General features: G+C 45.6%; 22 protein-coding genes and 2 riboswitches. Of the genes, 7 read left to right on the top strand and 15 right to left on the bottom strand.

Going from position 1 to position 26,333, the window contains the following annotated elements; translation table 11 throughout:
* From AC0VYI_RS24555 to AC0VYI_RS24515, 9 genes are all read right to left on the bottom strand, one after another.
* Positions 1 to 564 (bottom strand): TMEM165/GDT1 family protein, encoded by a 564-nt coding sequence (locus AC0VYI_RS24555; protein WP_199477717.1) that lies wholly within the window; start codon positions 562 to 564, stop codon positions 1 to 3.
* Between the two features lie 5 nt (positions 565 to 569).
* A riboswitch (yybP-ykoY riboswitch) is annotated at positions 570 to 753 on the bottom strand.
* Positions 754 to 851: 98 nt separating this feature from the next.
* Entirely contained in the window at positions 852 to 2,441 is a 1,590-nt protein-coding gene (locus AC0VYI_RS24550) for a BCCT family transporter (protein WP_475430173.1), read from the bottom strand.
* Positions 2,442 to 2,756: 315 nt separating this feature from the next.
* On the bottom strand, positions 2,757 to 3,935 hold the full coding sequence (gene hemW, locus AC0VYI_RS24545; protein WP_475446203.1) for a radical SAM family heme chaperone HemW: 1,179 nt from the start codon (positions 3,933 to 3,935) through the stop codon (positions 2,757 to 2,759).
* On the bottom strand, positions 3,932 to 4,540 hold the full coding sequence (gene rdgB / locus AC0VYI_RS24540; protein WP_475446201.1) for an RdgB/HAM1 family non-canonical purine NTP pyrophosphatase: 609 nt from the start codon (positions 4,538 to 4,540) through the stop codon (positions 3,932 to 3,934). The genes hemW and rdgB overlap by 4 nt, the downstream gene beginning before the upstream one ends.
* Before the next feature lie 114 nt (positions 4,541 to 4,654).
* Positions 4,655 to 5,245: a methionine biosynthesis protein MetW gene (gene metW / locus AC0VYI_RS24535; RefSeq protein WP_199477721.1), complete on the bottom strand. Its 591-nt coding sequence runs from the start codon at positions 5,243 to 5,245 to the stop codon at positions 4,655 to 4,657.
* Positions 5,246 to 6,403: a homoserine O-succinyltransferase MetX gene (gene metX / locus AC0VYI_RS24530; RefSeq protein ID WP_475449845.1), complete on the bottom strand. Its 1,158-nt coding sequence runs from the start codon at positions 6,401 to 6,403 to the stop codon at positions 5,246 to 5,248.
* A gap of 208 nt (positions 6,404 to 6,611) precedes the next feature.
* Positions 6,612 to 8,498, bottom strand: coding sequence for a methyl-accepting chemotaxis protein (locus AC0VYI_RS24525; RefSeq protein WP_475446199.1), 1,887 nt, complete (start codon positions 8,496 to 8,498; stop codon positions 6,612 to 6,614).
* A 324-nt stretch (positions 8,499 to 8,822) separates the two neighbouring features.
* Positions 8,823 to 9,428, bottom strand: coding sequence for a 16S rRNA (guanine(966)-N(2))-methyltransferase RsmD (gene rsmD / locus AC0VYI_RS24520; RefSeq protein ID WP_199477723.1), 606 nt, complete (start codon positions 9,426 to 9,428; stop codon positions 8,823 to 8,825).
* The gene (locus AC0VYI_RS24515; RefSeq protein ID WP_475446197.1) at positions 9,425 to 10,741 is read right to left on the bottom strand and encodes a peptidase M16 family protein; all 1,317 of its coding nucleotides are present in this window, start codon (positions 10,739 to 10,741) and stop codon (positions 9,425 to 9,427) included. The genes rsmD and AC0VYI_RS24515 overlap by 4 nt, the downstream gene beginning before the upstream one ends.
* Before the next feature lie 173 nt (positions 10,742 to 10,914).
* On the opposite strand from AC0VYI_RS24515, the gene ftsY reads away from it, so the two are divergent.
* From ftsY to rpoH, 4 genes are all read left to right on the top strand, one after another.
* The gene (gene ftsY, locus AC0VYI_RS24510; RefSeq protein ID WP_475446195.1) at positions 10,915 to 12,204 is read left to right on the top strand and encodes a signal recognition particle-docking protein FtsY; all 1,290 of its coding nucleotides are present in this window, start codon (positions 10,915 to 10,917) and stop codon (positions 12,202 to 12,204) included.
* Between the two features lie 137 nt (positions 12,205 to 12,341).
* Positions 12,342 to 13,013: a cell division ATP-binding protein FtsE gene (ftsE, locus tag AC0VYI_RS24505; RefSeq protein ID WP_199477726.1), complete on the top strand. Its 672-nt coding sequence runs from the start codon at positions 12,342 to 12,344 to the stop codon at positions 13,011 to 13,013.
* Positions 13,014 to 14,018, top strand: coding sequence for a permease-like cell division protein FtsX (gene ftsX, locus AC0VYI_RS24500; protein WP_199477727.1), 1,005 nt, complete (start codon positions 13,014 to 13,016; stop codon positions 14,016 to 14,018).
* A 131-nt stretch (positions 14,019 to 14,149) separates the two neighbouring features.
* Entirely contained in the window at positions 14,150 to 15,016 is an 867-nt protein-coding gene (gene rpoH, locus AC0VYI_RS24495) for an RNA polymerase sigma factor RpoH (RefSeq protein ID WP_199477728.1), read from the top strand.
* A 105-nt stretch (positions 15,017 to 15,121) separates the two neighbouring features.
* Here rpoH and AC0VYI_RS24490 read toward each other — a convergent pair whose 3' ends face one another.
* The 6 genes from AC0VYI_RS24490 to metK form a co-directional block, all read right to left on the bottom strand.
* Positions 15,122 to 15,982 (bottom strand): energy transducer TonB, encoded by an 861-nt coding sequence (locus AC0VYI_RS24490; RefSeq protein ID WP_475446192.1) that lies wholly within the window; start codon positions 15,980 to 15,982, stop codon positions 15,122 to 15,124.
* A 6-nt stretch (positions 15,983 to 15,988) separates the two neighbouring features.
* A complete protein-coding gene (gene gshB, locus AC0VYI_RS24485) occupies positions 15,989 to 16,942 on the bottom strand; it encodes a glutathione synthase (protein ID WP_475446190.1) in 954 nt (317 codons plus the stop codon).
* Between the two features lie 296 nt (positions 16,943 to 17,238).
* The gene (locus tag AC0VYI_RS24480; RefSeq protein WP_475446189.1) at positions 17,239 to 17,853 is read right to left on the bottom strand and encodes an OmpA family protein; all 615 of its coding nucleotides are present in this window, start codon (positions 17,851 to 17,853) and stop codon (positions 17,239 to 17,241) included.
* Entirely contained in the window at positions 17,844 to 19,373 is a 1,530-nt protein-coding gene (locus AC0VYI_RS24475) for a TolC family outer membrane protein (protein WP_475446187.1), read from the bottom strand. The genes AC0VYI_RS24480 and AC0VYI_RS24475 overlap by 10 nt, the downstream gene beginning before the upstream one ends.
* 128 nt (positions 19,374 to 19,501) lie before the next feature.
* On the bottom strand, positions 19,502 to 20,233 hold the full coding sequence (locus AC0VYI_RS24470) for a 16S rRNA (uracil(1498)-N(3))-methyltransferase (protein WP_199477732.1): 732 nt from the start codon (positions 20,231 to 20,233) through the stop codon (positions 19,502 to 19,504).
* Positions 20,234 to 20,331: 98 nt separating this feature from the next.
* The gene (metK, locus tag AC0VYI_RS24465; RefSeq protein WP_199477733.1) at positions 20,332 to 21,495 is read right to left on the bottom strand and encodes a methionine adenosyltransferase; all 1,164 of its coding nucleotides are present in this window, start codon (positions 21,493 to 21,495) and stop codon (positions 20,332 to 20,334) included.
* Between the two features lie 77 nt (positions 21,496 to 21,572).
* A riboswitch (SAM riboswitch) is annotated at positions 21,573 to 21,648 on the bottom strand.
* 218 nt (positions 21,649 to 21,866) lie between these two features.
* Here metK and tkt point away from each other — a divergent pair.
* The 3 genes from tkt (at position 21,867) to AC0VYI_RS24450 (ending at position 26,203) form a co-directional block, all read left to right on the top strand.
* Positions 21,867 to 23,858, top strand: coding sequence for a transketolase (gene tkt, locus AC0VYI_RS24460; protein WP_475446184.1), 1,992 nt, complete (start codon positions 21,867 to 21,869; stop codon positions 23,856 to 23,858).
* A 114-nt stretch (positions 23,859 to 23,972) separates the two neighbouring features.
* On the top strand, positions 23,973 to 24,992 hold the full coding sequence (locus tag AC0VYI_RS24455) for a type I glyceraldehyde-3-phosphate dehydrogenase (protein ID WP_475446183.1): 1,020 nt from the start codon (positions 23,973 to 23,975) through the stop codon (positions 24,990 to 24,992).
* A gap of 47 nt (positions 24,993 to 25,039) precedes the next feature.
* Positions 25,040 to 26,203 (top strand): phosphoglycerate kinase, encoded by a 1,164-nt coding sequence (locus AC0VYI_RS24450; RefSeq protein ID WP_475446181.1) that lies wholly within the window; start codon positions 25,040 to 25,042, stop codon positions 26,201 to 26,203.
* The last annotated feature ends 130 nt before the right edge of the window (positions 26,204 to 26,333 follow it).

Below are 26,333 nucleotides of genomic sequence, written 5' to 3'. Positions count from 1 at the left end.
TTAAAGCATAGGCGATATTATGGTCAGCAAGCCCATTATAATAAATAATAAGCAGGCCAATCGACGGGTTAGAACGGGGTTGATACGTTCCATAATCCAATTGCCAGCAAATACAACTGGTACATTCGCAAGCATCATGCCAATGGTTGAGCCGATTAATACCGGAAGTACTGAGCCATAATGTGCGGCCAATATGACAGTGGCGATTTGAGTTTTATCACCAATTTCTGCGAGAAAGAAGAGTGCAAAGGTGGCCACAAAAGCACCGTATTTCAGCAAGCCTCCCTCTTCACTGTCGTCTTTGTCAGGCACTAATAGCCAGAGACCCACCGCGATAAAACTTAACCCTATTACCCAATTGACCCACTCGCCAGGGATCCAGTTGGCAACTTCCACTCCAAACCATGCCGACAGGGCGTGATTGAATATGGTTGAGAATAACATACCAAGAATGATCGCGGTTTTAGACGGAAATCGAGCGGCAAGAAACAAGGCAAGTAGTTGTGTTTTGTCGCCCATTTCAGCAAGAGCAACGGTTGATATTGAAGTCAGTATGGCTTCCATTATGCAAATCCTAGGTGGGCGACAAACGAAAGACAACAACCTGTGCCCACCTGAGCCAAGTTACTGTCTTAAGTCTCATCAATTCGAACGACGATGTTCAAACTTCTTTGCCATGAGCATGAGGCTCAATTATGTTGACAAAGAATCTTTGCACAATGGCAAAGCCGATTACTCCCCTAAGAGGCTTCGTATTCTAAAAGACTTAGGCGAGAAAAACAATTCACAAAAAAATAGGAGCGGTTAATACCACTCCTATTGATTCAGTGAACTAGATATAGTGACTTTTTCTAGGCCTGTTTGTACAACACAAGGTCGCCTCTTAGTCCCTTCAGCAAGCCAATACACATAATGAGCAGGAGCAAGGTAAAAGGAAGGCCTGTGGTAATCGCTGCAGCTTGAATGGCAGAGAGTGCATCTTTACCACCACCGACTAGCAAGGCAATCGCTATAACACCTTCTAACACTGCCCAGAAGACACGTTGTACTAATGGTGCATCGGTTTTACCGCCAGCGGTAATACCATCGATAACCAATGATCCTGAGTCGGAAGATGTCACGAAGAAAACCAAGACAAGAACAATACCAATGAAGGATGTAATAGATGTCAGAGGTAGATTCTGTAGCATCTGAAACATGGCTAGGGAGACACTTGTCAAACCGCCCGCTAAAGCGCCTACTCCATTTTCAATTTGTGCAATAGCGGAACCACCGAAGGTCGCCATCCACACCATGGAAACAACGGTAGGAACAAGCAATACAGCGGTTAAGAATTGGCGAACAGTACGGCCACGGGAAACGCGTGCGATAAACATACCAACAAATGGAGACCAAGAAATCCACCAAGCCCAGTAGAACACGGTCCAGCCATGGTAGAAAGTTTGGTCAGTACGATCAATCCAGTTACTTAGTGGGATGATGTTTTCTACATAGCTGACGAAAATAGTTCCGATAGAACCAAAGATCGCGCCAGTGTTACCTACTATGATAATGAATATGGCAAAGACGGCAGCAAGCAACATGTTGATGTTACTGAGTAGCTTCACACCACCTTCAAGCCCCCTTGCCACAGAGAAGATTGCGACACTGGTAACACCACAGATAACAACAATTTGGGTGGTTAGTGTATCTGGGATATTAAAGAGAAAGTTCAAACCACTGGAGGCTTGCTGTGCACCTAAACCTAGGGAGGTGGCTAAACCAAATATGGTGGCAATTACCGCAAGGACATCAATGCCGTGACCAAGCCCCCCCCAGACACGTTCGCCTAAAAGAGGATAAAAAGCAGAACGAATGGTAAGAGGTAAGCCTTTATTGTAGGCAAAGAACGCAAGAGATAAAGCAACAACTGCGTAAATGGCCCATGGGTGAAGACCCCAATGGAACATGGTTGCCCCAAGAGCGAGCTTCGCAGCGGCTGGTGTATCTGGCTTGACGTTTAGAGGTGTGCCATACCAATCGGTATAATAGCCAACAGGCTCTGCCACACTCCAAAACATCAAACCAATCCCCATACCTGCGGCAAATAGCATAGAAAACCAGGTAATGGTGGAGTGTTCAGGTTTTGCATCCATACCACCTAAGCGTATTTTACCTAGGGGGGATAGGATTAAACCAATACAAAATATAACGAAAATGTTGCCTGCAATCATGAAAAACCAGTCAAAGTTAGCAATAGACCAACCCTTTGCGCCCAGCAAAACAGACTTTGCTTCCTCAGGGAATATGATAGTTCCAATGATAAAGGCAAGGATGATCAGTGCACTGGTACTAAAGACCGGATTAAGGATATCCATTCCTAAAAAGCGAATATTGTCTTGCCCCACTTTGTAGGAGGTATTGTATTCCAGCCGGCCATTGTCCGGCACATTCTTACTCATAAAATTCTCCCGAATTAAATTGACACGTCGAACTTGCTTAAACGAACACACTAGCTTTTTTAATGTTTAACATTGTAATGTTAGACAAATAGTCGGAATGATTTGTTCTTTATGCGACAAGAACGGTTCTATTTTCCCCTTTGCTTTGATGGCAAAGGCCTATAGCAGCTTGTTTTTCGATTAATGCGACAGTGAAGAGCGGATAAAATACTCTTTCCAAACAATTAGGTGGAGCAATTGTTGTCCACCTAGATATGCGGCTAAGATTTACATGAATTTACTTAGATGTCAAACTAATATGACGAAAAGGCGCTTTTAAGGTAAGAAGAGTTCGAGGAATTCGTTGAGAAAAAGTTTGCCTTTTTCAGTGGTCTGGATACGACGTTGCTGCCAGTCCTTTTCATGTAAAAAGCCTTTTTTTACGGCGATTTCACAGGCTTTAGTCAGGCTTTCAGGGATAGATTGATCGCAATAGTGTTGATATTCCTGCAAATCGAAGGCTTCAAATAAGCGTAGGCGGTTCATCATAAATTCGAGCGGCCGGTCTTCTTGTTCAATGGCCTCTTTAATGACTAAAGTCTCTGGCAAGGTGTTCAGATAGTGATTTGGGTGTCGAGTCTTTCGTGTACGAAATATTTGACCATTACTTAACGTTAGCTTGCCATGGGCACCCGCTCCGATGCCCAAATAATCCCCAAAACGCCAATAATTGACATTGTGTCGAGCTTGATAATTGGTTTTGGCGTTTGCTGACACCTCATATTGGCTATAACCATGCTTATCCAATTTGGCCTGTCCTGCATCTTGAATGCTCCAAAGGGTATTGTCTTCAGGGAGAGTGGGCGGACGACGATAAAATTCTGTATTGGGTTCGATGGTGAGCTGATACCAAGAAAGATGCTCGGGATCTAATTGTATGGCTAACGAAAGGTCATCCATGGCCATTTCCAGACTTTGATCAGGCAAACCATGCATCAAATCCAAGTTGATATTATCGAACCCGGCTAGACGGGACTTATCCACAGCCTGAATGGCTTCTTCACGGTTGTGGATTCTTCCTAGGGTTTTCAACAGGTTTGGTTGAAAGCTTTGTATGCCAATTGAAAGACGGTTGATGCCTGCTTGACGAAAATGGCGAAACTTTTCTTGCTCAAAAGTGCCAGGGTTCGCTTCCATGGTGATTTCAGCATTGTCTGCCCAAGAGAGTTTATCTCTTAAGGCATCCATTAAGTGATAGTAAAAATCTGCACTCATCAAACTGGGGGTGCCACCACCAATAAAGGCGGTTTGAATGGTGCGCCCTGCCACGTAGGGCAAATCGGCGTCCAAATCGGCCAATAATTGTTTTAGATAGGCTTGCTCCGGCAACTTACCGTCTTGAGTAAAACGATCTGACTGATGTGAGTTGAAATCGCAATAAGGGCATTTGCGGACACACCAGGGTAAGTGAATGTAGAGACTAAGTGGTGGTAAATTGTTCGTGAGTTGGCTCATAAGCGGGTTGGCATCTCTTGAAAAGCCGAGAGTAGCTGCTTCAGCGCTTTGGCTCGATGACTGATTTGGTTTTTAATGTCTCTCGGAAGGCTAGCGGCACTGCAGCCACATTCAGGGACATAGAATAAAGGATCGTAGCCAAAACCTTCTTGGCCTTCAGGATCGGTGACAATGCGTCCTTCCCAAATACCGTGAAACACCAACGGCGTTGGATCATCCTTGTGTCTTAGGTAGGCTAATACGCAGTGAAAGCGTGCAGTTCGCTCAAAGTCGGGCACTCCCTCAAGCTTTTTGAGTAATAACGCATTGTTGGCTTCGCTGTTGCCATGATCCCCTGCAAAGCGCGCAGAATAGATGCCTGGTGCACCCTTTAGATAATCTACTTCAATACCAGAGTCGTCCGCTAAGGCGGGCAGCCCAGTATGAACACACGCATGTCGTGCTTTTAAAATGGCATTTTCGATAAAGCTTAAACCCGTTTCATCAGCATCCTGTACATTAAATTCGCTTTGTGGTTTTACGTCGAAACCAACATGGCTAAGCAGGGCATTAAATTCTTTGATCTTGCCTGTGTTGTTGCTGGCTAAGACGATGGTTTGACTCATCTTGGTTCCCCTTAGGTAAAATGACGGCTTAGGTTTCTCGACGGCTAAGCTTGTCGATGTGTTTTGGATAAAAAAGGCGACTCAAGGTCGCCTTTAACCTAGTGCATTGGGTTATTAGCGGCTAACATGAAAAACGGCGGTTTCGCTAAAAATATTGGGCATAGAGCGAATCCACCAGTGATCTTTTAGTTGCCCATCCACCGCTGCCCAGCGCAGAATTTTGATGTTTTTTTCATGACAGAGACGTTCAAAATCATGAAACGTACAAAAGTGGATGTTGGGCGTATCGTACCAATTATAGGGTAAGAAATCAGAGACTGGCATTCGCCCTTTGAGCCCAAGATGGATACGGTTGCGCCAATGGCCGAAATTTGGGAAGGTAATAATACACTCTTTGCCAATGCGTAACATTTCGTCTAAGAGTAAATCAGGACGACGAAATTGTTGCAACGCATGGGTCATGACGACGAGATCAAAACTTTGATCCTCAAAGTTGTGCAGTCCTTCGTCGATATTTTGCTCCAATACGGGAATCCCTTTTTCGATACAGATATTCAGGTTGTCCGGATCAATCTCCAGACCATAGCCGTGTACCTGCTTGTTGCCTATTAGATGCTGTAATAACTCACCTGGGCCGCAACCTAAATCCAGTACACGGGTATTGGGTTGAATCCATTCATCGATCATCTCTAAATCAGAACGCATCTATTTGACCTCCGTGGTTAAGCGCTTGGCGACTCGCGTCAAAAAACTACTGAGCGCATTCATGTATCGAGGTATGGGGAATAAAAACGCGTCGTGTCCTTCAGCCGCTTCGATTTTGGCATAGGAAACATGTTTACCTGCTTTGACTAGGGCGTTGACAATTTCTTCACTGCGTTCTGGGGCAAAGCGCCAATCCGTGGTGAAGGACACGAGTAAAAATTCGCACTGGGCACGACTCAATACGGCGGCTAAATCGCCATTGGTTTGGGCGGCTGGGTCAAAGTAGTCAAGCGCTTTTGTCATTAACATGTAGGTATTGGCATCGAAACGCTTGGTAAAGGCTTCGCCTTGGTAGCGTAGATAACTTTCTACTTCGAATTCAATGCCGTAGTTATACTGGTATGCATCATGACGCATTTGCCGACCAAACTTGGTGCCCATCGCATCATCGGACAAATAGGTAATGTGACCTAGCATGCGGGCCAATCCAAGCCCATTGGTCGGAACCGTCTTTTGATCAAGGTAGTTGCCATCATGAAACTCAGGATCACGACGAATGGACTGACGGGCGACTTCGTTAAAAGCAATGTTTTGTGTGGAGAGTTTGGGAGCAGACGCGATGATGGCGGCGGCTTTTAATCGATCCGGGAAACGGATACTCCACTCTAATACCTGCATCCCACCTAAACTGCCGCCCACAATAGCAGCAAAGGTTTGGATTCCTAGCTGATCGGCTAAACGGGCTTGGCTTTCCACCCAATCTTCTACGGTGACAATGGGGAAATGCGCTCCCCATATCTGATTGGTCTCAGGGTTGATGGAAATGGGCCCCGTACTGCCACAGCAGCCCCCAAGATTGTTTAGGCTCACAACAAAAAACAGGTTGGTATCAATGGCTTTGCCTGGGCCAATGGCAGAATCCCACCAACCAGGTTTTTTGTCTGACATATCATGGTAGCCTGCAGCGTGATGATCGCCACTTAATGCATGACAGATCAAAATGGCATTAGACGCCTGTTGGTTTAGTTCACCATACGTTTCATAAACCAATTGATAGCTGGATAGGGTTTGGCCGCAAGAAAGCGTCAGCGGAGTATCAAATTGTGCGATTTGTGGCACAACTACACCAACGGAGTTGGTAGGAAGAGTGTCCGGCATAGGCTTTATATTTGTCCTAGTGAAATAAATCGACGTCCCGTGAAAATAGGGGAATTCATCTTGTGAATAATGGAGCAACAGTCTAGCGTTTGCCGCCAGCCCCATCAAGAGAGAGTGATGAAAAACCACGTCTATGGCAAATGGTGCGGGATTATTGCTCATAGACATGGTGTTTTAGGTCGCTATTGGTTTTGCTTAAAGTACTTGTTTAACTCAACGTAAAGACCTTCGTTTTCTGGGATAATTCCGCAGCAGACGTTTTAATGCTTTGCGTTTTGTCTGCGAGGGTTTCAATGGAGCCTGTATCATGGCTGAGTTGCTGAGCGATGGTGTCCATCTCGGCACTCATTTGAACGGCGGTGCTGGCGACATCCTGAATGTCTGAGGCCATTGAGTCGGCAGATTGGGCGCTGGTTAGAGCTTTGGATTCGATGGTATGAATGGCCGTTTCCGCCTTGCTGCCGTTTTCCTCAATGACTTTTAAGCTGTCTTGACCGCTTGCCATGGTGGAAATGGCCCCTTGGGTAGAGGTCTGTATCACATTGACAATATCGGTGATCTTGGCGGTCGCATCCACGGTTTTTTCTGCCAGGGAGCGAACCTCATCCGACACCACTGCAAAGCCTCTTCCTGCTTCACCAGCACGAGCCGCTTCGATTGCCGCATTTAGGGCTAATAAATTGGTTTGGCTAGCAAGATCGTTAATCATGCCGATAACATTATCGATATTGTTTGATAAACGTCCTAATTCGTTCAGTTGGTCACCTGTGGAATTGACCACGTTGATGGTGGTCTTCAAGTTGTCGAGTACCATTCGTATGGTTTGCGAGCCCATTTTTGCCGATTCATAGGTCTCACTAGAGTGGGCGCGTAGCGTATCGGTGGTGGTAGAAAGTTGGGTAATGCGCTTGGAAATGTCGTCTGTGGCGCTGGCGAGAGATTGGGTTCTGTTATTAATGGCTCGATTACTGTTGGCGATTTCCCCTATTGTGCCACTGATGTCTGTTGCCATGTCGTTGACAGTATCGGTGGTGTTGACCACTTCTTTTAATACATGATCAAGGCCCTGTGTCATTTCATTTAAAGAGAGGCTGAGTGAATCAAACTCATCGTTACGACGCTCGTTGACGACCGATTTGGCCGTCATGTCGCCTGCTTTTACTTTAATTAAATCACTCATAATACGTTTTAATGTGTTATGAACGTCGCGGCCTATGCTCATGATCAATAATGCCACGATGAGTGTGACCACGATACTGACTACCCATAAGCTGATGTTGGCTTGCTGTGAGTGTTGCTTGGCATTTTCTTCTGCTTTAAGAACGATGTTTTCAATGAGTTTGGCGGTTGCGAGTTGGCTTTTATTAAATTGAGCTTTTTGTTTAGAGAAGGCTTTATCTGCGGCGTTTAGAGCAACGTATTCTTTACCGTATTGAATAACGGCATCGTGATAAATCTGAGCCTCTTTTCCATAAGTGTCTTCAAAGCCAAAGTTGTTAAAACGGGTATTGAGTCGATCATAACTTGTGTTGAACTGGTCAAGATATTCTTGGGAGGGGCCGAATAAATAGCTGGCTTCCGCTCTACGTACATTGGTGAATTCGCGACGTAATAAGCTCAAGGAGTGAATGTCTTGCGCGATCTTACTCCCCATTTGATCGATTTTACCGCGTAGGCCTGAGTTCGCGTCAAAGCCAATGATATGACGCTTTTTAACAAGGTTGAGCAGGGCGTTGCTGTAGTGGTTGATGTCTGTCTGCGTGCTTTTTAAAATGGTTTTCAGCTCGGAAGATTGACTGCGTTCGATATTGGTTTGGATGACCTTATTATTTTTGTCGATCTGTTGATTCAGCGTCGCGAGGTAACCTGGGTAGCGTTTATCGTCTAAATCACGAAGTTGGTCAGCGATTTCCAGCATATTGATGCTCAGAGCATCGTTCGAGTTTTGGATTTTTGACAAGGTTCTTAAATGGTTGTTGGCAGCTTTTTGGGATGCGGATCCTTGCATGGCCACAAAGGTCACAATCGCAAAGCCAGAAATAACGGTGATGAGCAGCAAAATTAATTTGGTGCGGAACATGAGATTGCTAAGCATAGAGCCCTTCCATATAGCAATGAATCGACGGGTCGCTCTTTGATTGAGCGGTGTCGTCGGTTTAGTTAAGAAACGATACTTTGTTTATGCAAATTTTGTGCACGTTGTGTTATGTGTTATCTATAAAAAGAATCGTGGATGAGGTAGTGTAAGATTGCACCGATAGGGGGCATTGCACAGACAATAAGGTCATTAAACCTATTAATGGAAGGGCGAACACTTCCTGATTATAACCTCAGGACTTCATGATCGGCTGTCATGATGTCCTGAGGCTCGATAAAACCATTAAGAATGCGGTGTGTTATCGTTGATCCATGGTGCTTGTTAATGGTGCTTGTTTATCTCGAATAAACGGTAAACTAATTGTCCAGCGGCTTTTTCTTTTAGTAGCGTCCAGTGCTCGGGTAAGGACGGAAGCATGGCTTCTTTTTCCATTTCAATGTACACCATCGCATGATCTGCCAGCCAACCTCTGTCCAATAGCGGCACAATCTGTGACATCCAATCTTTTCGGAAAGGGGGGTCTAGAAAGATCAAATCCATCGGTATGGGAGTCGCTGCCATTAAAAAGTCTTTGGTATTTTGTTGAATGACCGTCGCATTCTGAGCTTTCAAAGTATCTAGGTTGATTTGCATTTGACGCGTTACCACTTTTGAGTTGTCGACAAACAGTGCACTTTTGGCACCCCGTGACAGGGCTTCTAAACCTAGGGCGCCAGAGCCACAAAATAGGTCCGCACATTGTGCGCCAGGGACGAAATGATTTATCCAATTAAACAAGGTTTCACGCACGCGATCTGGGGTGGGGCGTAAACCTTCGATATCAGGAATGGGCAACTGCCGAGAGCGCCACTCACCGGCAATAATGCGCAATTTTGCCGTGGATTTTTGACTGGTCTTAGTGGTTGTTTTACCGGGCTTTTTGTTCATGGTATAACCTGATTTTCTTGGTAAGATGAGGTGATAAATAGGTATTTCAGTGCTGCTTGATAGTTTTTTTGCGTGAAGGTATCAATGGCATTTTGGTAGTGTTTCGCAAAGTCTGAAGGCGTCAATGCACTGTTTGGTGGTGTTACTTCGGTTGCCATTTTGATCCACCAGTCGGGTGAGTGAGACTGTTTGTTAAGCTGTTGCTGGAAAGACGTGAACAGGGTTTTAAAATGCTTGTTCTCGGTGACAGAGGGGAGCGTATCCGTATTAATGGTGTCTTTCATGCTGGCAAGGGGAAGAGGCTTCGACTCTTGACTGTGCTGTACTCGCCACCAAGCCCATGGGAGTCGTGGAGACAAGATGAAATTGAGCTGAGCATATTGCGTGGTGCTCTGTTTATTTAGAGTGTCGATCACATTTGCCCCCCATAATTGTAAGCTAATCCAATCCTGTACTGAACGGAGTGGTCTGAGGGCGATACCTTGTTGAGTTAGGCCTTGCTGCGCTTCTTCTTTACTTAATAGATGGCTATGCGGGTTGACCTTGAATGGCAGGGGCGACAGAGAAGGGGGATGACGAAAATGCTCTGTTATGCGGTTCAAGCTCGCAGTAACCGCTTGCTTTGTCGCTTGGCTCATATTTCCAACAAGGGTAATTCGACTTACATGCTGGGTAAGCTGCTGATAATAATCGGAGACCTGCCCCTGAGTTACTTGCATTTTTAATTGCGCGTAGTTTTTCTCGGATGGTGTTTCGGGAGATTGATTGACTGGAATGAACAGTGCTTGTTGCATCGTGAACAAGGCAGATAGGTCGGGGTCTTTAATGTTTTGCCAGCGATAAAAAGAACGGGCCTTAAATATGGGTTGTGTTAGCCATTGAGTCAGTATATCCAAGGTTGGTTTGAGAAAAGACGCGGTGCTATTCGCTGTGATGTAGAGTGTCTGGCCTTCATGATTGTAGCCACTGCTGACACTAGCAGTCAGAGGGGATAAGCGTTGGTTGATGGTCGAGCTAATTAAGGGTAAAGGGTCATCGAGCATCATGGATAAGGTGGCATCGGTTAACGCAAGATTATGCTCAGGTGCATTGAAAGACAGACTAATGTTGAGTTTGTTGCTGCCTTTCCAATCGTCTTGAGTGAGCCACACAACAGGAATGCCTGAATCCGTCTGCCACGTTTCAATGGTCATTTTTGGATAAGATATGGGCTTGGGAGCTGTGGAGTTGAGTGCCCAAATGGCCAAGGTGGAAAAAATCATAATGCCGGCCAGCACAGGCTTACTAAAAAGAGGTTTTTGACTGTTAAACATAAGGAACCATAGGAAAGACAGACATTGGATAATTTTCCATAAAACTAGACCTGCTTGCTAATCGGAATGATGATAAAATCACCGCTTCTAGGGCCAACTTATCTGGCTTCTATATGAATAATAGCACTTCACTGATGCAAACCGCATCAGTCTACATATAAGAGATTAATTTGATGGAATTTGTTAATCAGTTCATTGCTTTTTTAACGCCGTATTTTGGGGAGTATGCTCGTTATGCTCCGATGGCTATTGGCGCCATATTGGCGATTATTGCGGTGGTCATTCGTCGCCGTGTTCTAAAACAAATGAGAGCAAGAAAACGATCTGAGCAAAAACAGGGTACAGATACGCAATCAGCAACCGTATCAGAACCCACCTCAGAAACGTCGGCACCTACAACAGCTAGTGACGAACAGGTAAGTGAAGCCAGTATAGAGGCGGCCTTGTCTTCTTCAAATGAACAGACGAGTGTGGTGGCTTCGGTTGAAGAAGAGCACACGATTGAACAGCAATCCCATCCAAAGGAGGAAAAAGCCTCCACGCTTTCTTGGTCACAACGGATCAAGTCCGGGTTATCCCGTACCCGACAAGGGTTAGGCGGTGGTTTATCTTCCATTTTGGTGGGCAGTAAAAAAGTTGATGATGATCTGTTAGAAGAGCTGGAAACACAGTTATTAGTCGCGGATGTGGGGATTGATGCGACGAGATCTCTGATTGATGGCCTAACAGAAAAGCACAGCCGTAAAGAGCTCAAAGATTCGAATGCCCTATTAAACAGTTTAAAAGGCGAAATGAACGACATCCTGAGTGGTTCACAAAAGGCGCTCGATCCAACCAAAAAGGATGGCCCCTTTGTTATTCTAATGGTGGGCGTGAACGGGGTGGGTAAAACCACAACCATCGGTAAGTTGACAAAAAAATATCAAGCAGAAGGCAAAAGTGTGATGTTGGCCGCTGGCGATACGTTCCGCGCTGCGGCGGTAGAACAGTTGCAAGTTTGGGGCGAACGCAATAATGTGCCTGTCGTGGCTCAACATACTGGAGCGGATTCAGCGTCGGTTATTTATGACGCCATTGAATCGGCGAAAGCCAAAGGGGTTGATATTGTCATCGCCGATACCGCTGGTCGTTTGCAAAACAAAGCCAATTTGATGAATGAATTATCAAAAGTGGTTCGTGTGATGAAAAAATTGGATGTCGAGGCGCCCCACGAAGTGATGTTGGTATTGGATGCAGGCACAGGGCAAAATGCGCTTAGTCAAGCGAAGCTCTTTACTGAAGCGGTTGGTGTCTCTGGTATCACTTTGACGAAGCTTGACGGCACGGCAAAAGGGGGAATTATCTTTGCTATTGCCAAACAGTTTGGTTTACCGATTCGTTATATCGGTGTTGGGGAGCAAGTGGATGATTTACGTCCTTTTGTTGCCCAAGAATTTGTTGATGCGTTGTTTGATAGTGAGTAAAAAAGAAAACGATAGCAAGAATGAATAACTTCTTTACTATGTAGTGGCGGCTCTTGTGTGGCCATGGTGTCGCGTATGTGATCATCGTGTAGCGTATGCGGTCATAGTGTAACAGCGAAAAAGGAAACATTGACAGCGTGGAAATCGAATTTCAGCGAGTTGGCAAAAAGTATGACAGCGGGCAAGAAGCATTGTCACAAGTGAGTTTTCATTTAAGACAGGGTGAAATGGCGTTTCTTACTGGTCATTCTGGTGCAGGGAAAAGCACCTTAATGAAACTCATGATGATGATTGAGCGTCAAACATCGGGCCAGATTCTTGTGGATGGCGTGGATCTTCGAACCTTGAGTCGCCGGGCCATTCCTTACCATCGTCGCCGTGTCGGTGTGGTCTTTCAAAATCACCAGCTGTTGTTTGATCGTAGCGTATTTCACAATGTAGCGCTGCCTTTGCAGGTAAGTGGCACGGATCCGGAACAAACGGCAAAGCGGGTACGTGCGGCGCTGGATAAGGTGGGGTTGTTGGGGAAAGAAAAATACAATCCGATGGCTTTATCCGGTGGTGAGCAACAAAGAATAGGCATTGCCCGTGCGGTCGTTAATAAACCACAGTTGCTGCTTGCAGACGAACCGACAGGAAACCTTGATCCCAAATTATCGGCGGAAATCATGAACCTTTTCCAAGAGTTTAATAACGTCGGTGTGACGGTGTTAGTGGCCAGTCATGATCTGGCTTTGGTGGCACGAATGCGTCATCGGGTGTTGACCTTAAACCAAGGACGCATGGTGAACGATGGAGGGTTTGCTTAAATGCCACAGAAAAACGCTCGCCGTGGTGCCACTCGTCAATCGGTTAAAGCCACGAAACATCGTTGGTCGAAACGATCATCATTTAGTTTAAAGCACTATTTACGTCAGCATCAAAGCACACTGACAGAAAGCTTTATGCGTTTGTTGAACTATCCTTTGGCAAGCGTTATGACCGTGATGGTGATCGCTATCGCGTTGACGCTCCCAGGCAGTTTGTATGTACTCCTCAAGAACGTGCAATCGATTACCAATAATTGGGATAAGCAATCGGCAATTACCCTGTATTTATTTCCACAGGTTGACGATACACAGGCGTTAGCCTTGTCGCATCGACTGTCGTCGCGACCAGATGTGGCATCGGTAGACTATATTTCGAAAGAAGAAGGTTTGAGGGACTTTGAACGTTGGAGTGGCTATACGCAGCTTTTATCCTCTTTACAGGGGAACCCGTTGCCGATTGTGCTGAAAGTCATTCCGAAAATGGTGGTGTCTGAGCAAACGTTACCAGCATTAGAAACATTACGTGAGCAATTGGCCGCGCAAGGTGAAGTGCAAAATGCTGTATTAGATGCTCAATGGTTGGAGCGTCTTGCTAATATTTTGAGTTTTGGGCAGCGTTTGGCCTATGCATTATCAATATTACTGATTGTGGCGGTGTTGCTGATAGTCGGTAATACCATTCGTATGGCCGTAGAAAGCCGGCGTGATGAAGTGCTGGTGATGAAGTTAGTTGGGGCCACAGACAGCTATATCCGTCGACCCTTTTTATACATGGGATTGTGGTTTGGTATATTGGGCGGCTTTTTTGCCAGTCTGTGTATTCTCATATTAAGCTGGTGGGTTAGTGTACCTGCCGAGCATTTGATTGAGTTGTATGGCTCGCATTTTAAACTGCAGACATTTAATGCAGATGAGATCGTTTTGTGTTTAACTATTAGCGCATTCGTTGGCGTTAGTGGCGCATGGATAGCGGTTAATCGCCATATCGCCAACATTGAGCTGTAGAGAGTTGAGGGAATGTCGGTTTAAATTTATACTTAAAAGTATATTTATCCACATTTTTGTCACACATAAGCAAGATTAACTTGCTAGTATCAATCTACATTAAGCATGAATCTACAGAGGTGGAAATAGAGATGGGTAAAGCTCTGCAGCCTATAGATATGATGATTCCAGGTCAGAACCTTGAATCTTACATACAGGCAGTTAGCACAATTCCAATTTTGTCAGCCGATGAAGAAAAGGCGCTGGCGGAACGTCTTTATTATAAAGAGGACTTAGAAGCAGCCCGTACGCTGGTCATGTCTCATTTACGATTTGTTGTTCATATCGCAAAAAGTTATTCAGGCTATGGATTAGCACAAGGTGATTTAATTCAAGAAGGCAACGTTGGCTTGATGAAAGCGGTGAAGCGCTTTAATCCAGAAGTCGGTGTGCGTTTGGTATCTTTCGCCGTACATTGGATCAAGGCTGAGATCCATGAGTTTATCTTAAAAAACTGGCGTATCGTTAAAGTGGCGACCACTAAAGCACAGCGTAAGATGTTCTTTAATCTGCGCAGCGCTAAGAAGAGCTTATCTTGGTTTAGTAACTCGGAAGTGGAGTCTGTTGCCAGCGATTTAGGGGTAACGCCAGATGTAGTGCGTCAAATGGAAGGTCGCTTGAGTTCATCGGATATGGCTTTTGATGCTTCTGCAGATGACGATGATGAAGCGGCTTACCAAGCGCCGTCTCAGTATCTGGAAGATCATCGCTATGATCCTGCGACCATGCTGGAAAATGGAAATTGGGAGGCGGATTCAAACCACCGTCTTGAGGTTGCTATGTCCGATTTGGATGAGCGTAGCCGTAATATCCTTGTACAGCGTTGGTTGTCTGATGGTAAGTCGACATTACATGAGTTAGCTGATGAATATGGCGTGTCAGCGGAACGTATTCGTCAGTTAGAAAAGAATGCAATGAAAAAGATTCGTCAGGCGATGGGTGATGGTCAGTTTGACTGACTGCTGAATGAAATGACTATCGGTATGGATTGATCATTTTTTAATCCTTGAACCGTGTTCTAAAACCTCTTCGGAGGTTTTTTTGTGCCTGATGCATACTGAAAGCTAGCGACTTTGTAGCTCGTCACCGGGTAAAAATTGCCAAGTACGAATGATTTCTAACTTATCGGCTTCTTTTTTAAGGGCCTTTGGAAAGGGTTCAAATGGCTCGGCGAGGCGCACAATGCGCATGGCGGCATCATCTAGGATACGAATGCCTGAGGAATGCAGTACTTCTATGCTATCAACATAGCCATTGGGCTTGATCATGACCGCTAAGCGTAATTGTCCATAGAGGTGATTACGTTTGGCTTCTACTGGGTAATGGCTATTCCCTACACGTTCAATTTTTCGGCGCCAATCGTCTAGATATTTGGCATCGACGGCAGATTTAGCTGAGACAGATGTCAGACGGCGAATACGTGGGCGTTTGGCATAGGCTTGGCGTTGTCGGTCTAGTAAGGCTTCTAGGGTAGAAATATCGCTTGATAGATGGTCGGGTATTTGTGTTTCTCCCCGAAAGCGTTCTTCGAGTGTTTTTTGTCGTTTTTCGGGCCGAGGTTTGACCTTAAAGACTGAGTCTTTGTCTTGTGTTGTGATCAGCTGTTGTTTGTTGGATGGTTTGTGGGAGGCAATTTGAGGTTGCACAGGTGGCGTCACATCTTGAATGTTATCCGATAAAAACTGAGCGGTTTCCGTGGTGGTTAACTTATGTTTGCGAAGTTCAGTGCCGCTGGCTTGTTGGTTGGCTTGGGCGATAAAGTCTGCCTCTTTTGGGGCTTTTGAAGTGTGGCGAACCAGGGTGACTTCTAATGTTTTGGGTTTGGTACTGGGCAATGAAAAATTAAAGCCAATAGCCACCACCAAAAGCACATGAATGCTAATGGCGATGAATAAGGCAATTAGAAATCGATCAGTAACCCGCACAATAAATCAGTTATTGGCTAGTCGTGCTTCGATAGCGTCCATTAATACCATGGCGATATTAAGGTCAAACTGCGTGTCTAATTCGCGGACGCAGGTTGGGCTGGTGACATTGATTTCGGTAAGGTAATCACCGATAACATCCAAACCGACAAACAGGAGATTCTTTTCTTTCAAGGAGGGAATGACTTGATCGCATATCCAGCGGTCACGATCTGTCAGGGGGCGTCCTTCACCGCGGCCGCCTGCGGCTAAATTGCCACGGGTTTCACCAGAGGCGGGAATACGAGCAAGAGCATAGGGAATAGGTTCACCATTGACCACAAGAATGCGTTTATCACCTTGTTTGATTTCAGGGATAAATTTTTGCGCCATTATCTGTTCAGTGCCCATGTTAGTAAGTGTTTCGATAATCACACTGACATTGGATTCATCTGGTTTGAGACGGAAAATAGAAGAACCGCCCATGCCATCCAGCGGTTTGAAGATCACATCACCATGTTTTTTATGGAAAGCTTTGAGTAAGTCGCTGCGGCGTGTGACGAGGACTTCTGGGCAGCATTGTGGAAATTGCGTAGCGAACAGTTTTTCGTTGCAGTCACGAAGGCTTTTCGGGTCATTGACCACCATGGCGCCATCCCGTTCAGCTTGCTCTAAAATCATCGTACTATAGACGAACTCGCTGTCGAACGGTGGATCTTTGCGCATCAAGATGACATCTAATTCACCAAGAGCCATTTTGGTTTCTTCCCCTAGGTCATAAAAATGCTGAGGATCTTTATATATTTGTAAGGGGCGGATCATGGCAAAGGCTTTGCCATTTTCTATAAATAAGTCTTTTTGTTCCATGTAAATCAGATCCCAGCCTTTCTCTGCGGCAGCCCAGAGCATAGCCAAGGAGGTGTCTTTTTTGTAGTTAATGGATGAAATCGGATCCATTACAATGCCAAGTTTGATGGTCATGTTGTTTTTCCTAGTGCGATCTCGCGAAGGTAAATCTTGTGTGAATTAATATAAAGATGATGCTATAGAAATATAAGGGTACTGAGAAGAAAAAACACCCTTAAATAAGAAGATAAATCGGAATACGGGGTCTGTCCTAATAAACACTTGGTTCCCCGTGTCACTCGAAGGCAGGTTGTGAGGCAGATGTCTGCTTTTGTTTCTATTTTTGCTAGGCTTGCGCTCTACAAACACTTTCTGTGTTTGCCATTATAAGGTGCTGCCTTTTACTGTTTTCAGGTTAAGCCGCGTGCCCCTTACTGTATGCTTTTATCAACACTGTAAATAGTCCACCTGAGTTCAGCTTCAGTTTTATCAGCGGTGACATCGGCAATGACCCGGCGGTTTTTAGCTTGTCCTTCGGGGGTATCATTCGGCGCAATGGGGTCGGCTTCGCCATAGCCTTTAGCTGTGACTCTGTTCCTATTAATTTTAAAGATATTAACCAAGACATCGGCAATGGCAGAGGCTCGTTTTTGAGAGAGTGTCAGGTTGTCTTGTGCTAGTCCGTTGCTGTCGGTATAGCCTTTGATTAACACCTGACTTTTGGGGTGTTTATTAAGAAAGTCAGCAAGGCGTTTAATCTGTTTATAGAAACGAGGCTCTACGTCGTATTTGCCAGAAGCAAATAAGACCTTTAGGTCTAGCTTTAATAGGGAGGTGGTGACGATAGGGCAGCCGTTATTATCGACCTTTACCCCAGGAGGGGTGTTAGGGCAAAGGTCGCGCTGGTTGATAACCCCATCATGGTCGTCATCATTGAGGGTCTGAGGGTTAAAGCGATTTCCAAACAAATCATCGCCATAGGCAACTGAGCCTATGCCCATGCCCATGACGATAATACATATTAACCTTAAAAAAATTACTGCCAAGGACTATTGTCTCCGTCAGAGTTTATGAAAAGTGAATCGTCTGAGCTCTTTTCGTTTGGAGTAGATAACGTATTTTGGCCACCTACTTGTGTATTGTTGTCGCTGTTAGTGGAAGGTTTGGCATCCGTTGCTGCCTTTTCTGTCTGTTGTAACTGTTGTATTGGCGTGACAGCAGTACGTACTTTTTTGTCTTGGGTAAATTTATCCGAGAACCCCAGTGCTTCAGGACGATAAATTCTGAAGGCTTTTAATAACTCACCTTTTGCATTAAAGAGGCGGAACTCAGAATACAGTTCATCAAAATCTGTATTCACATAGTCTTGGCGCGCTTGAAATAACTCGTTTTCACTATCGAGCACATCAAGCAGGGTACGGCGCCCTAAGCGGAACTGCTTTGCATACGCCACTTGTGACTCTTTTGTGGCAATAACATATTCTTTGAGGTAACCCTTTTGGTCTTGAGTGGCTTGATATGACGCCCAAGCTAAACGTACCGCTTGCTGTGTTTCGCGAATTGTATTACGACGAATTTCAGACGCTTGGACGTTTTGTTGAACCGCTGACTCTTTTTTACGTTGATGACTGCCACCGTTATATAGGTTGTATTTTAAGCGTATCATAGCTTGAAAATCGGCGTCAGGGCCAGGGGTACCATCGATATTGTTGTTCCACTTACGCTCTAGCGTAAAATTGATGCTTGGATAATTTTCCCCGTTAACGGACTTAATAAAGTTTTCTGTGGCATCGACATCCCACTTAGAGCCAATGATAGCTGGATTCTGTTTTAATGATTGATCAACGGCTTGTTGTAAGGTTTTTGGTAATAGCGTGCGGTCGGGTACTGGATAGATCATGTCTTTAGGCGGCAGCTTCCCTACCACCTCTAGATAATTCGTTTCGGCATCTGAAAGGTTGTTTAACGCCGCAGAGCGATTCGCTCGAGCTTTTGCTAAACGAGCAGTGATTTGGCTTAAATCTGATTCACGACCTATACCTGAATCGGTTTTTAATTTGATTTGCTTGTAGATACGTTCGTGTGAGGCTAAGTTTTGATCAGCCAGTTCCAAAAGCTCGCGATAGCGTAGAACGTCGGTATAAGCTTTTGATACTTTCAGAGCAGTGTCTTCAACTTTGATTAAAGCCTGCCAGCGGTCTGACTGAGCCTCGCTATTTAGGCGTTTCACATCGTAGGTGGTAGAAAAGCCATCAAAAATTGGCTGTGTTAATGAGAGCACCGTTTCTCGACGTGTCAGACTGATATCACTGTTGCGCGTATTGTCTGCATAGGATGTTTGGCGTCCAATGCCCGCATCTAGATCTATGCTTGGATAAAACCCCGTTCGATCAGCCTGCTCTGCGTTTTGTATATCTTCTCGATATTTAGCCAGTGCTTGACGTACAGTGGGGCTATTTTCAATGGCTTGGTAGGTTGCCTCTTCCAAGGTAATAGCAGATACCTGCATTGAAAATAAAAAAGCACTAAGGTACGTGACTTTGAGCATGAGGTTACGAACAAACATGAATGTGTTCCTTTAAGACTTATATGATCCTACGCATTAATTTCGCTAGAGTATGTTGACACTGTGTACAGTAATGAACAATTCATGCATGATTACATTTGGCGTTTTTTTGTTATTTAGCGTTAAGCCTAGATATCGCCCCAAAGTAGATTGATGGCAGTGAGCGCAACAATCGGAGCGGTTTCGGTTCGTAGGACTCGAGGGCCCAAAGATATCGCGCTAAACCCTTGATTTTTTGATGCTTTTACTTCCTCTTCAGTGAGGCCTCCCTCGGGACCAATTAAGAGAGCGACGGCATTATTATTGGGCTTTTTAAACTCGGTTATGGGTTTTGCACTGTAATGGTGTAATGTCAATTTTAACATTTCGTTACAATTCGCAATCCAGTCAGTGAGCTTTATAGGAGGGTGGATGGTTGGAACGATGCCTCGGCCGCATTGCTCTGCTGCGCTGATGGCAACTTGTTGCCAATGATTTTGTCGCTTTTCGGCTCTGCTATCATCCAGTTTCACTTCACAGCGCTCGCTAAACAAAGGCTGAATCTCATACACACCACTCTCCACGGCTTTTTGAATAGCATAGTCCATGCGTTCACCACGGGAAAGTGTTTGCCCCAGTGTGACTTTTATTGGGGATTCGTTATTGAGTGGTTCGAATTCGCCAATGGCCACATTGGCAGAGCGCTTCTCCAAATCGCATAAGGTGCCGTGGTACTGACCGCCTTTACCATTAAAAAGACGCATAGGATGGCCATTCTTTAAGCGTAGAACCTTACAAACGTGTTGAAAAGAGGTGTCGGGTAACCTAATGGTTGAGTGTTCGGTCAGTTCTACATCGACAAAAATTCTGGGAATACGCATGTCTTATCCTATGCTAAGGTTTTTAATAAAATGGCCAAAAAAAGCCCTTCTCGACCTCTACGAAGTCGGAAGGGCTTTTATAAAGGAAATGGCCGAGATTATAAACCCGCTGCGCGACGTAACGCGTCTGCTTTATCAGTTTTTTCCCAAGTAAAGTTCTCGCCTTCGCGGCCAAAGTGGCCGTAAGCTGCTGTTGGTAAATAAATAGGGCGTTTTAGATCGAGCATTTTGATCAAGCCCGCTGGGCGTAACTCGAAGTGTTCGCGAACGAGTTGAGAAATCATATCGTCGCTCACCTTACCTGTACCAAAGGTATTGATACTAATGGATGTTGGCTCAGCCACGCCGATGGCGTAAGAAATTTGAATTTCACAGCGATCCGCAAGACCCGCTGCGACAATGTTTTTCGCCACATAGCGACCCGCGTAGGCGGCAGAACGGTCCACTTTTGATGGATCTTTACCGGAGAAGGCACCACCACCATGACGTGCCATACCGCCGTAGGTATCAACGATGATTTTACGACCTGTTAGACCACAATCGCCTACTGGCCCACCAATGATGAATTGGCCTGTTGGGTTGATGAAGTACTTGGTATCTTTGGAGAGCCATTCTTCAGGAAGCACTGGTTTGATGATTTCTTCCATTACCGCTTCACGCAAGTCGGCCTGTTTAACATTGGCACTGTGCTGTGTTGATAGGACAACGGCATCAATGGCACACGGTTTGCCATTTTCATCATAACGGAAGGTAACTTGGCTTTTTGCGTCTGGGCGTAGGAAGTCTAACGTACCATTTTTACGAACCTCTGCTTGGCGTTGTACCAGACGGTGAGCGTACGTAATGGGGGCAGGCATTAATACATCGGTTTCGTTGGTGGCAAAGCCAAACATCAAGCCTTGGTCACCCGCACCTTGCTCTTTTTCGCTGGCTTCATCAACACCAACGGCGATGTCGACCGATTGTTTGCCGATGGCGTTCATAACGGCGCACGATTCCCAATCGAATCCCATATCGGAACTGTTGTAGCCGATTTCGCGAATAACGCCACGGGCGATTTCTTCAATGTCTACCCATGCATTGGTACGGACTTCACCCGCGACGAGAACCATGCCTGTTTTGACTAAGGTTTCGCAAGCGACGCGCGCTTCTGGATCTTCCGCTAAAATAGCATCAAGGATGGCGTCGGATACTTGATCCGCAATTTTGTCTGGATGGCCTTCAGATACGGATTCTGAAGTAAATAAAGAGTATTCTGACATGTTCAGTGCCTCTATCATCATGATGGATAAGCGCCAAACAGGCATAAAAAAACCCGCTTAGCAAAGTAAGGTCGCTAAACAGGTGATTTCGCTTCTGTTTAGCTGATTTTATATAGCGTCCGCAAGCCGAAACAAATCGACGCTTATTAAGTGCGTTAAATGATCGATCATCTTTGGTGAAATATCAAGTCACGATGGTTAGTTTTAGGGGTAAATGACATTCTTTTTTGCTAGGATGGTCTTAACTTAGTGCTGTTTCATCTTCTTTGCTCAATCTTAGTGCGCAATGTCAGTGAGAAGATTGCAAGGCTGAGTCATAGCATGGAAAATAGATTTTTATCGTTCGTTCAGTGATCAGGAGTGGAATAACAATGCCGTCTCGTAAAGAACTTGCTAACGCCATACGTGCTTTGAGTATGGATGCTGTACAAAAAGCCAAATCAGGTCATCCTGGAGCACCAATGGGTATGGCGGATATCGCGGAGGTGCTATGGAACGATTTTCTAAAGCACAATCCAAATAATTCTAAATGGGTAGATCGTGACCGTTTTGTGCTTTCTAATGGCCATGGTTCTATGCTGATTTATTCTCTTCTCCATTTGTCTGGCTATAAACTGCCAATGGAAGAGCTGAAGCAGTTCCGTCAGCTCCACTCAAAAACCCCTGGTCACCCAGAATATGGCTACACAGACGGTGTCGAAACTACAACTGGCCCATTAGGTGCTGGTATTAGTAACGCTGTCGGTATGGCCGTTGCAGAAAAAACGCTCGCGGCTCAGTTTAACCGTGAAGGCCACACGGTCGTTGATCATCATACTTATTGCTTTATGGGCGATGGCTGTATGATGGAAGGTATTTCTCATGAAGCATGCTCGTTAGCCGGTACTTTAGGCTTGGGTAAATTAGTGGCGTTTTGGGATAACAATGGTATTTCTATTGATGGTGAAGTCGAAGGTTGGTTTTCTGACGATACACCAAAACGCTTTGAAGCTTATGGTTGGCATGTTATTGCCGATGTGGATGGCCATAATCCTGAAGCCATCAAAGCGGCTATTGAAGCGGCCAAAGCAGAAACCAGCAGACCCACTTTGATTTGCTGCAAAACCATCATTGGTTTTGGCTCACCAAACAAATCAGGTAGTCACGATTGTCATGGTGCCCCTCTAGGGGATGACGAAATTGCGGCGGCTAGAGAATTCCTGGGTTGGAAATACGCACCTTTTGAAATCCCTGCCGATGTTTATAAAGGTTGGGATGCCAAAGAAGCGGGTGCAGCACGTGAAGAAGCTTGGACAAAACAGTTTAACGCTTACAAAGCGGCCTACCCAGAATTGGCTGAAGAATTTGAACGCCGTGTAGTTAAAGGCGAACTGCCAGCGGACTTTAGCGAAAAAGCGGATGCTTTTATCAAAGCGTCTCAAGAAAAAGCGGAAAACATTGCGAGCCGAAAAGCTTCCCAAAATGCGATTGGGGCCTTCGGTGCGATTTTGCCCGAGTTGCTGGGTGGGTCTGCTGATTTGGCAGGGTCTAACCTAACGCTTTGGTCTGGCTCGAAGGGCATCCAAGAAGATCCTGCGGGTAATTACATTTACTATGGTGTCCGTGAGTTCGGTATGAGTGGCATCATGAACGGCGTGTCTTTGCATGGTGGTTTTATCAACTATGGTGCGACCTTCTTGATGTTTATGGAGTACGCTCGTAATGCGGTGCGTATGTCGGCCTTAATGGGCATTCAGAATATCTTCGTTTATACCCACGACTCTATCGGCCAAGGGGAAGATGGTCCAACTCACCAAGCGGTTGAGCAATTAGCGAATCTGCGTACGACACCCAATATGTCTGTATGGCGTCCAGCGGATGCGGCCGAAACGGCCGTTGCTTGGAAAGCGGCGATTGAACGTCGTGATGGCCCAACCTCTCTTGTTTTCTCTCGTCAAGGTTTGCCAGCACAAGCTCGTAACGATGAGCAATTAGCCAATGTGGCGAAAGGCGGTTACGTACTGCTAGATAGCACTGGCACACCAGATCTGATCCTAATCGCAACCGGTTCCGAAGTGGGCTTAGCGATGGATGCGGCGAAAGTATTGGCTGAAAAAGGCAAAAAGGTGCGAGTAGTGTCCATGCCATCGACAACGGTATTTGATGAGCAAGATGCCGCTTACAAAGAGTCTGTATTGCCTCGTGCTGTAACGAAACGTATTGCCATTGAAGCGGCCCACAAAGACTTCTGGTACAAATATGTTGGTTTTGAGGGCGACATGGTGGCGATGACCACTTTTGGCGAATCGGCTCCTGGAGCGGATGTCCTGAACTACTTTGGCTTTACGGTTGAAAATGTCGTTGCTACGGCGGATAAACTGTAATTGACTAGCGTAATTCGTCTAAAAAGACAGGCAAATGATTTGCCTGTCTTTTTAGTTTCTCTTCTTTTTTATAAAGAATGCGTTTTGCGTTCTTCGTGGTGATGAAGTAAGGCTATGTTGCGAATCGCAATTAATGGTTACGGCAGAATTGGACGTTCTGTGCTGCGTGCTTTGTATGAAAACGGTCATCGTGATCATTTTCAAGTCGTGGCAGTCAATGAATTGTCTGATATTGAGACGATGAGTTATCTGACTCGTTATGATACGACCCACGGCCGTTTCCCTAGACCTGTCAATATTGAAGGGAACTGTTTGCTCATAGGTGATGACAGCATTCAGTGCTTTTCCTGTGCGGAACCTGGTGATTTGAATTGGTCCGAGTTGGATGTGGATATGGTGCTAGAATGCTCTGGCAGCTTTTCTGAGCGTCAGCGGGCGCAAGCATATCTGGATGCAGGCATCCCCAGACTGTTGTTGTCGCAACCCGCCGCAGCGGACATGGATGCGACCATTGTTTATGGGTTTAATCAAGGAGACATCCGCTCCGATCACAGGATTGTCTCAGCGGCATCTTGTACAACGAATTGCTTGATTCCCATTTTGGATACACTGACGACGTTTGCTGGAGTGGAACATGGTGTAACGCAAACGATCCATTCCGCCATGAATGATCAGCCTGTGATCGATAGCTATCATACAAAAGATTTACGCCTTACTCGTGCGGCATTGAGTTCTATTATTCCTGTGGACACAGGGTTATCGCGTGGTATTTCTCGCTTAATGCCCGAGCTAGAAGGCAAAATTGGTTGCAACGCCGTACGGGTTCCCACTTTGAATGTATCTGTGATTGATTTGGTCATTCGTACGCAAAGAAATGTCACAAAAAATGAAATTAACCAAGCCTTGCAAGAGGCGGCGACCTTAAAATACTTAGGTTTGATGGGCTTTACTCAAGAGCCTCATGCATCTGTCGACTTTAATCACGATCCACGCTCTGTCATTATCGATGGAACACAGACCCAAGTGATTGATGGCCGGATGGTGAAGTTACTTTGTTGGTTTGATAATGAGTGGGGCTATGCCAACCGAATGTTGGATGTGGCTAAGCATTGGGCTGATTTAATCAGTCACTAGACGATTGGATTGATACATCGGACCGTTATAAGACGAGGATAGTGTGCATGACTGTAATTAAGATGAAAGAGCTGGATCTGGCAAACAAACGTGTGCTGATTCGTGAAGATCTCAATGTGCCTGTGAAGAGTGGAAAAGTGACGAGCGATGCCCGTATTCGTGCGGCCTTGCCAACGCTTAAGCTGGCGTTGGAAGCTGGGGCAAAAGTGATGGTAATGTCGCATTTGGGGCGTCCAACGGAGGGGGAATACGAAGCGGATTATTCTTTGCAGCCAGTGGCGAGTCATTTATCCGTTCTACTAGGACAGAACGTTCCGCTGGTGAAAGACTGGTTGGGTGGTGTTGAGGTGGAAGCTGGTCAGATAGTCTTGCTGGAGAATGTGCGTTTCAATAAAGGCGAAGGCAGTGATGACGAAACGTTAGCCCAAAGCATGGCCGCTTTATGTGATGTGTTTGTTATGGACGCATTTGGTACCGCTCATCGCGCGCAAGCCTCGACTCATGGCGTGGCAAAATTTGCTCCTATCGCCTGTGCTGGTCCTTTGCTATCGGCAGAGTTAGAGGCTTTAGAAAAAGCCTTGGCAACGCCTGCACACCCAATGGCCGCGATTGTTGGTGGCTCTAAAGTATCGACGAAATTAACCGTGCTAGAGTCTTTGTCCGACAAAGTGGATCAATTGATTGTAGGGGGTGGCATTGCCAATACCTTCCTAGCCGCTGCAGGCTTTCCTGTGGGCAAGTCGTTATATGAAGAAGATTTGATTCCTCAAGCAAAAGCGTTAATGGCAAAAACGAATATTCCATTGCCAGAAGACGTTGTAGTGGCCACGGAGTTTTCCGCGAATGCGGAAGCCATCATCAAGGATGCCAAAGAGGTGGGGCCTGATGATATGATTTTGGATATCGGGCCAAAAGCTTCGGCTGCGTTTGCTGCTTTGCTTGAGAATTCCCAGACCATCATTTGGAATGGTCCTGTCGGTGTTTTCGAGTTTGACCAGTTCGGTAGTGGCACCAAGGCGCTTGCAATGGCCATTGCTAAGAGTAAGGGGTTCTCTATCGCCGGTGGTGGTGATACGCTGGCTGCTGTCGATAAATATGACATTACAGACCATGTCTCTTATATTTCAACTGGGGGCGGTGCTTTTCTAGAATTTGTTGAAGGAAAAGTACTTCCTGCTGTTGCTATGTTGGAAACTCGTGCGCAAAATTGAGATAAGAGGGCGACGCTAGATCGCCTCATATTATAATGGCGTAAGCCAATCACGCCGACCGTGTTGGTCTACACCAATAATGAGTCGGCGGACATAAAACTAGAGAGTGACCTATTGGTGTTGGTTATAT

The organism is Marinomonas sp. 63XJN7_9_ISO-PGPR-S23-217 (assembly GCF_056173515.1).
Note: the sequence above shows the minus strand (reverse complement) of the source record. Positions and strands in the feature narration are given on the sequence as shown.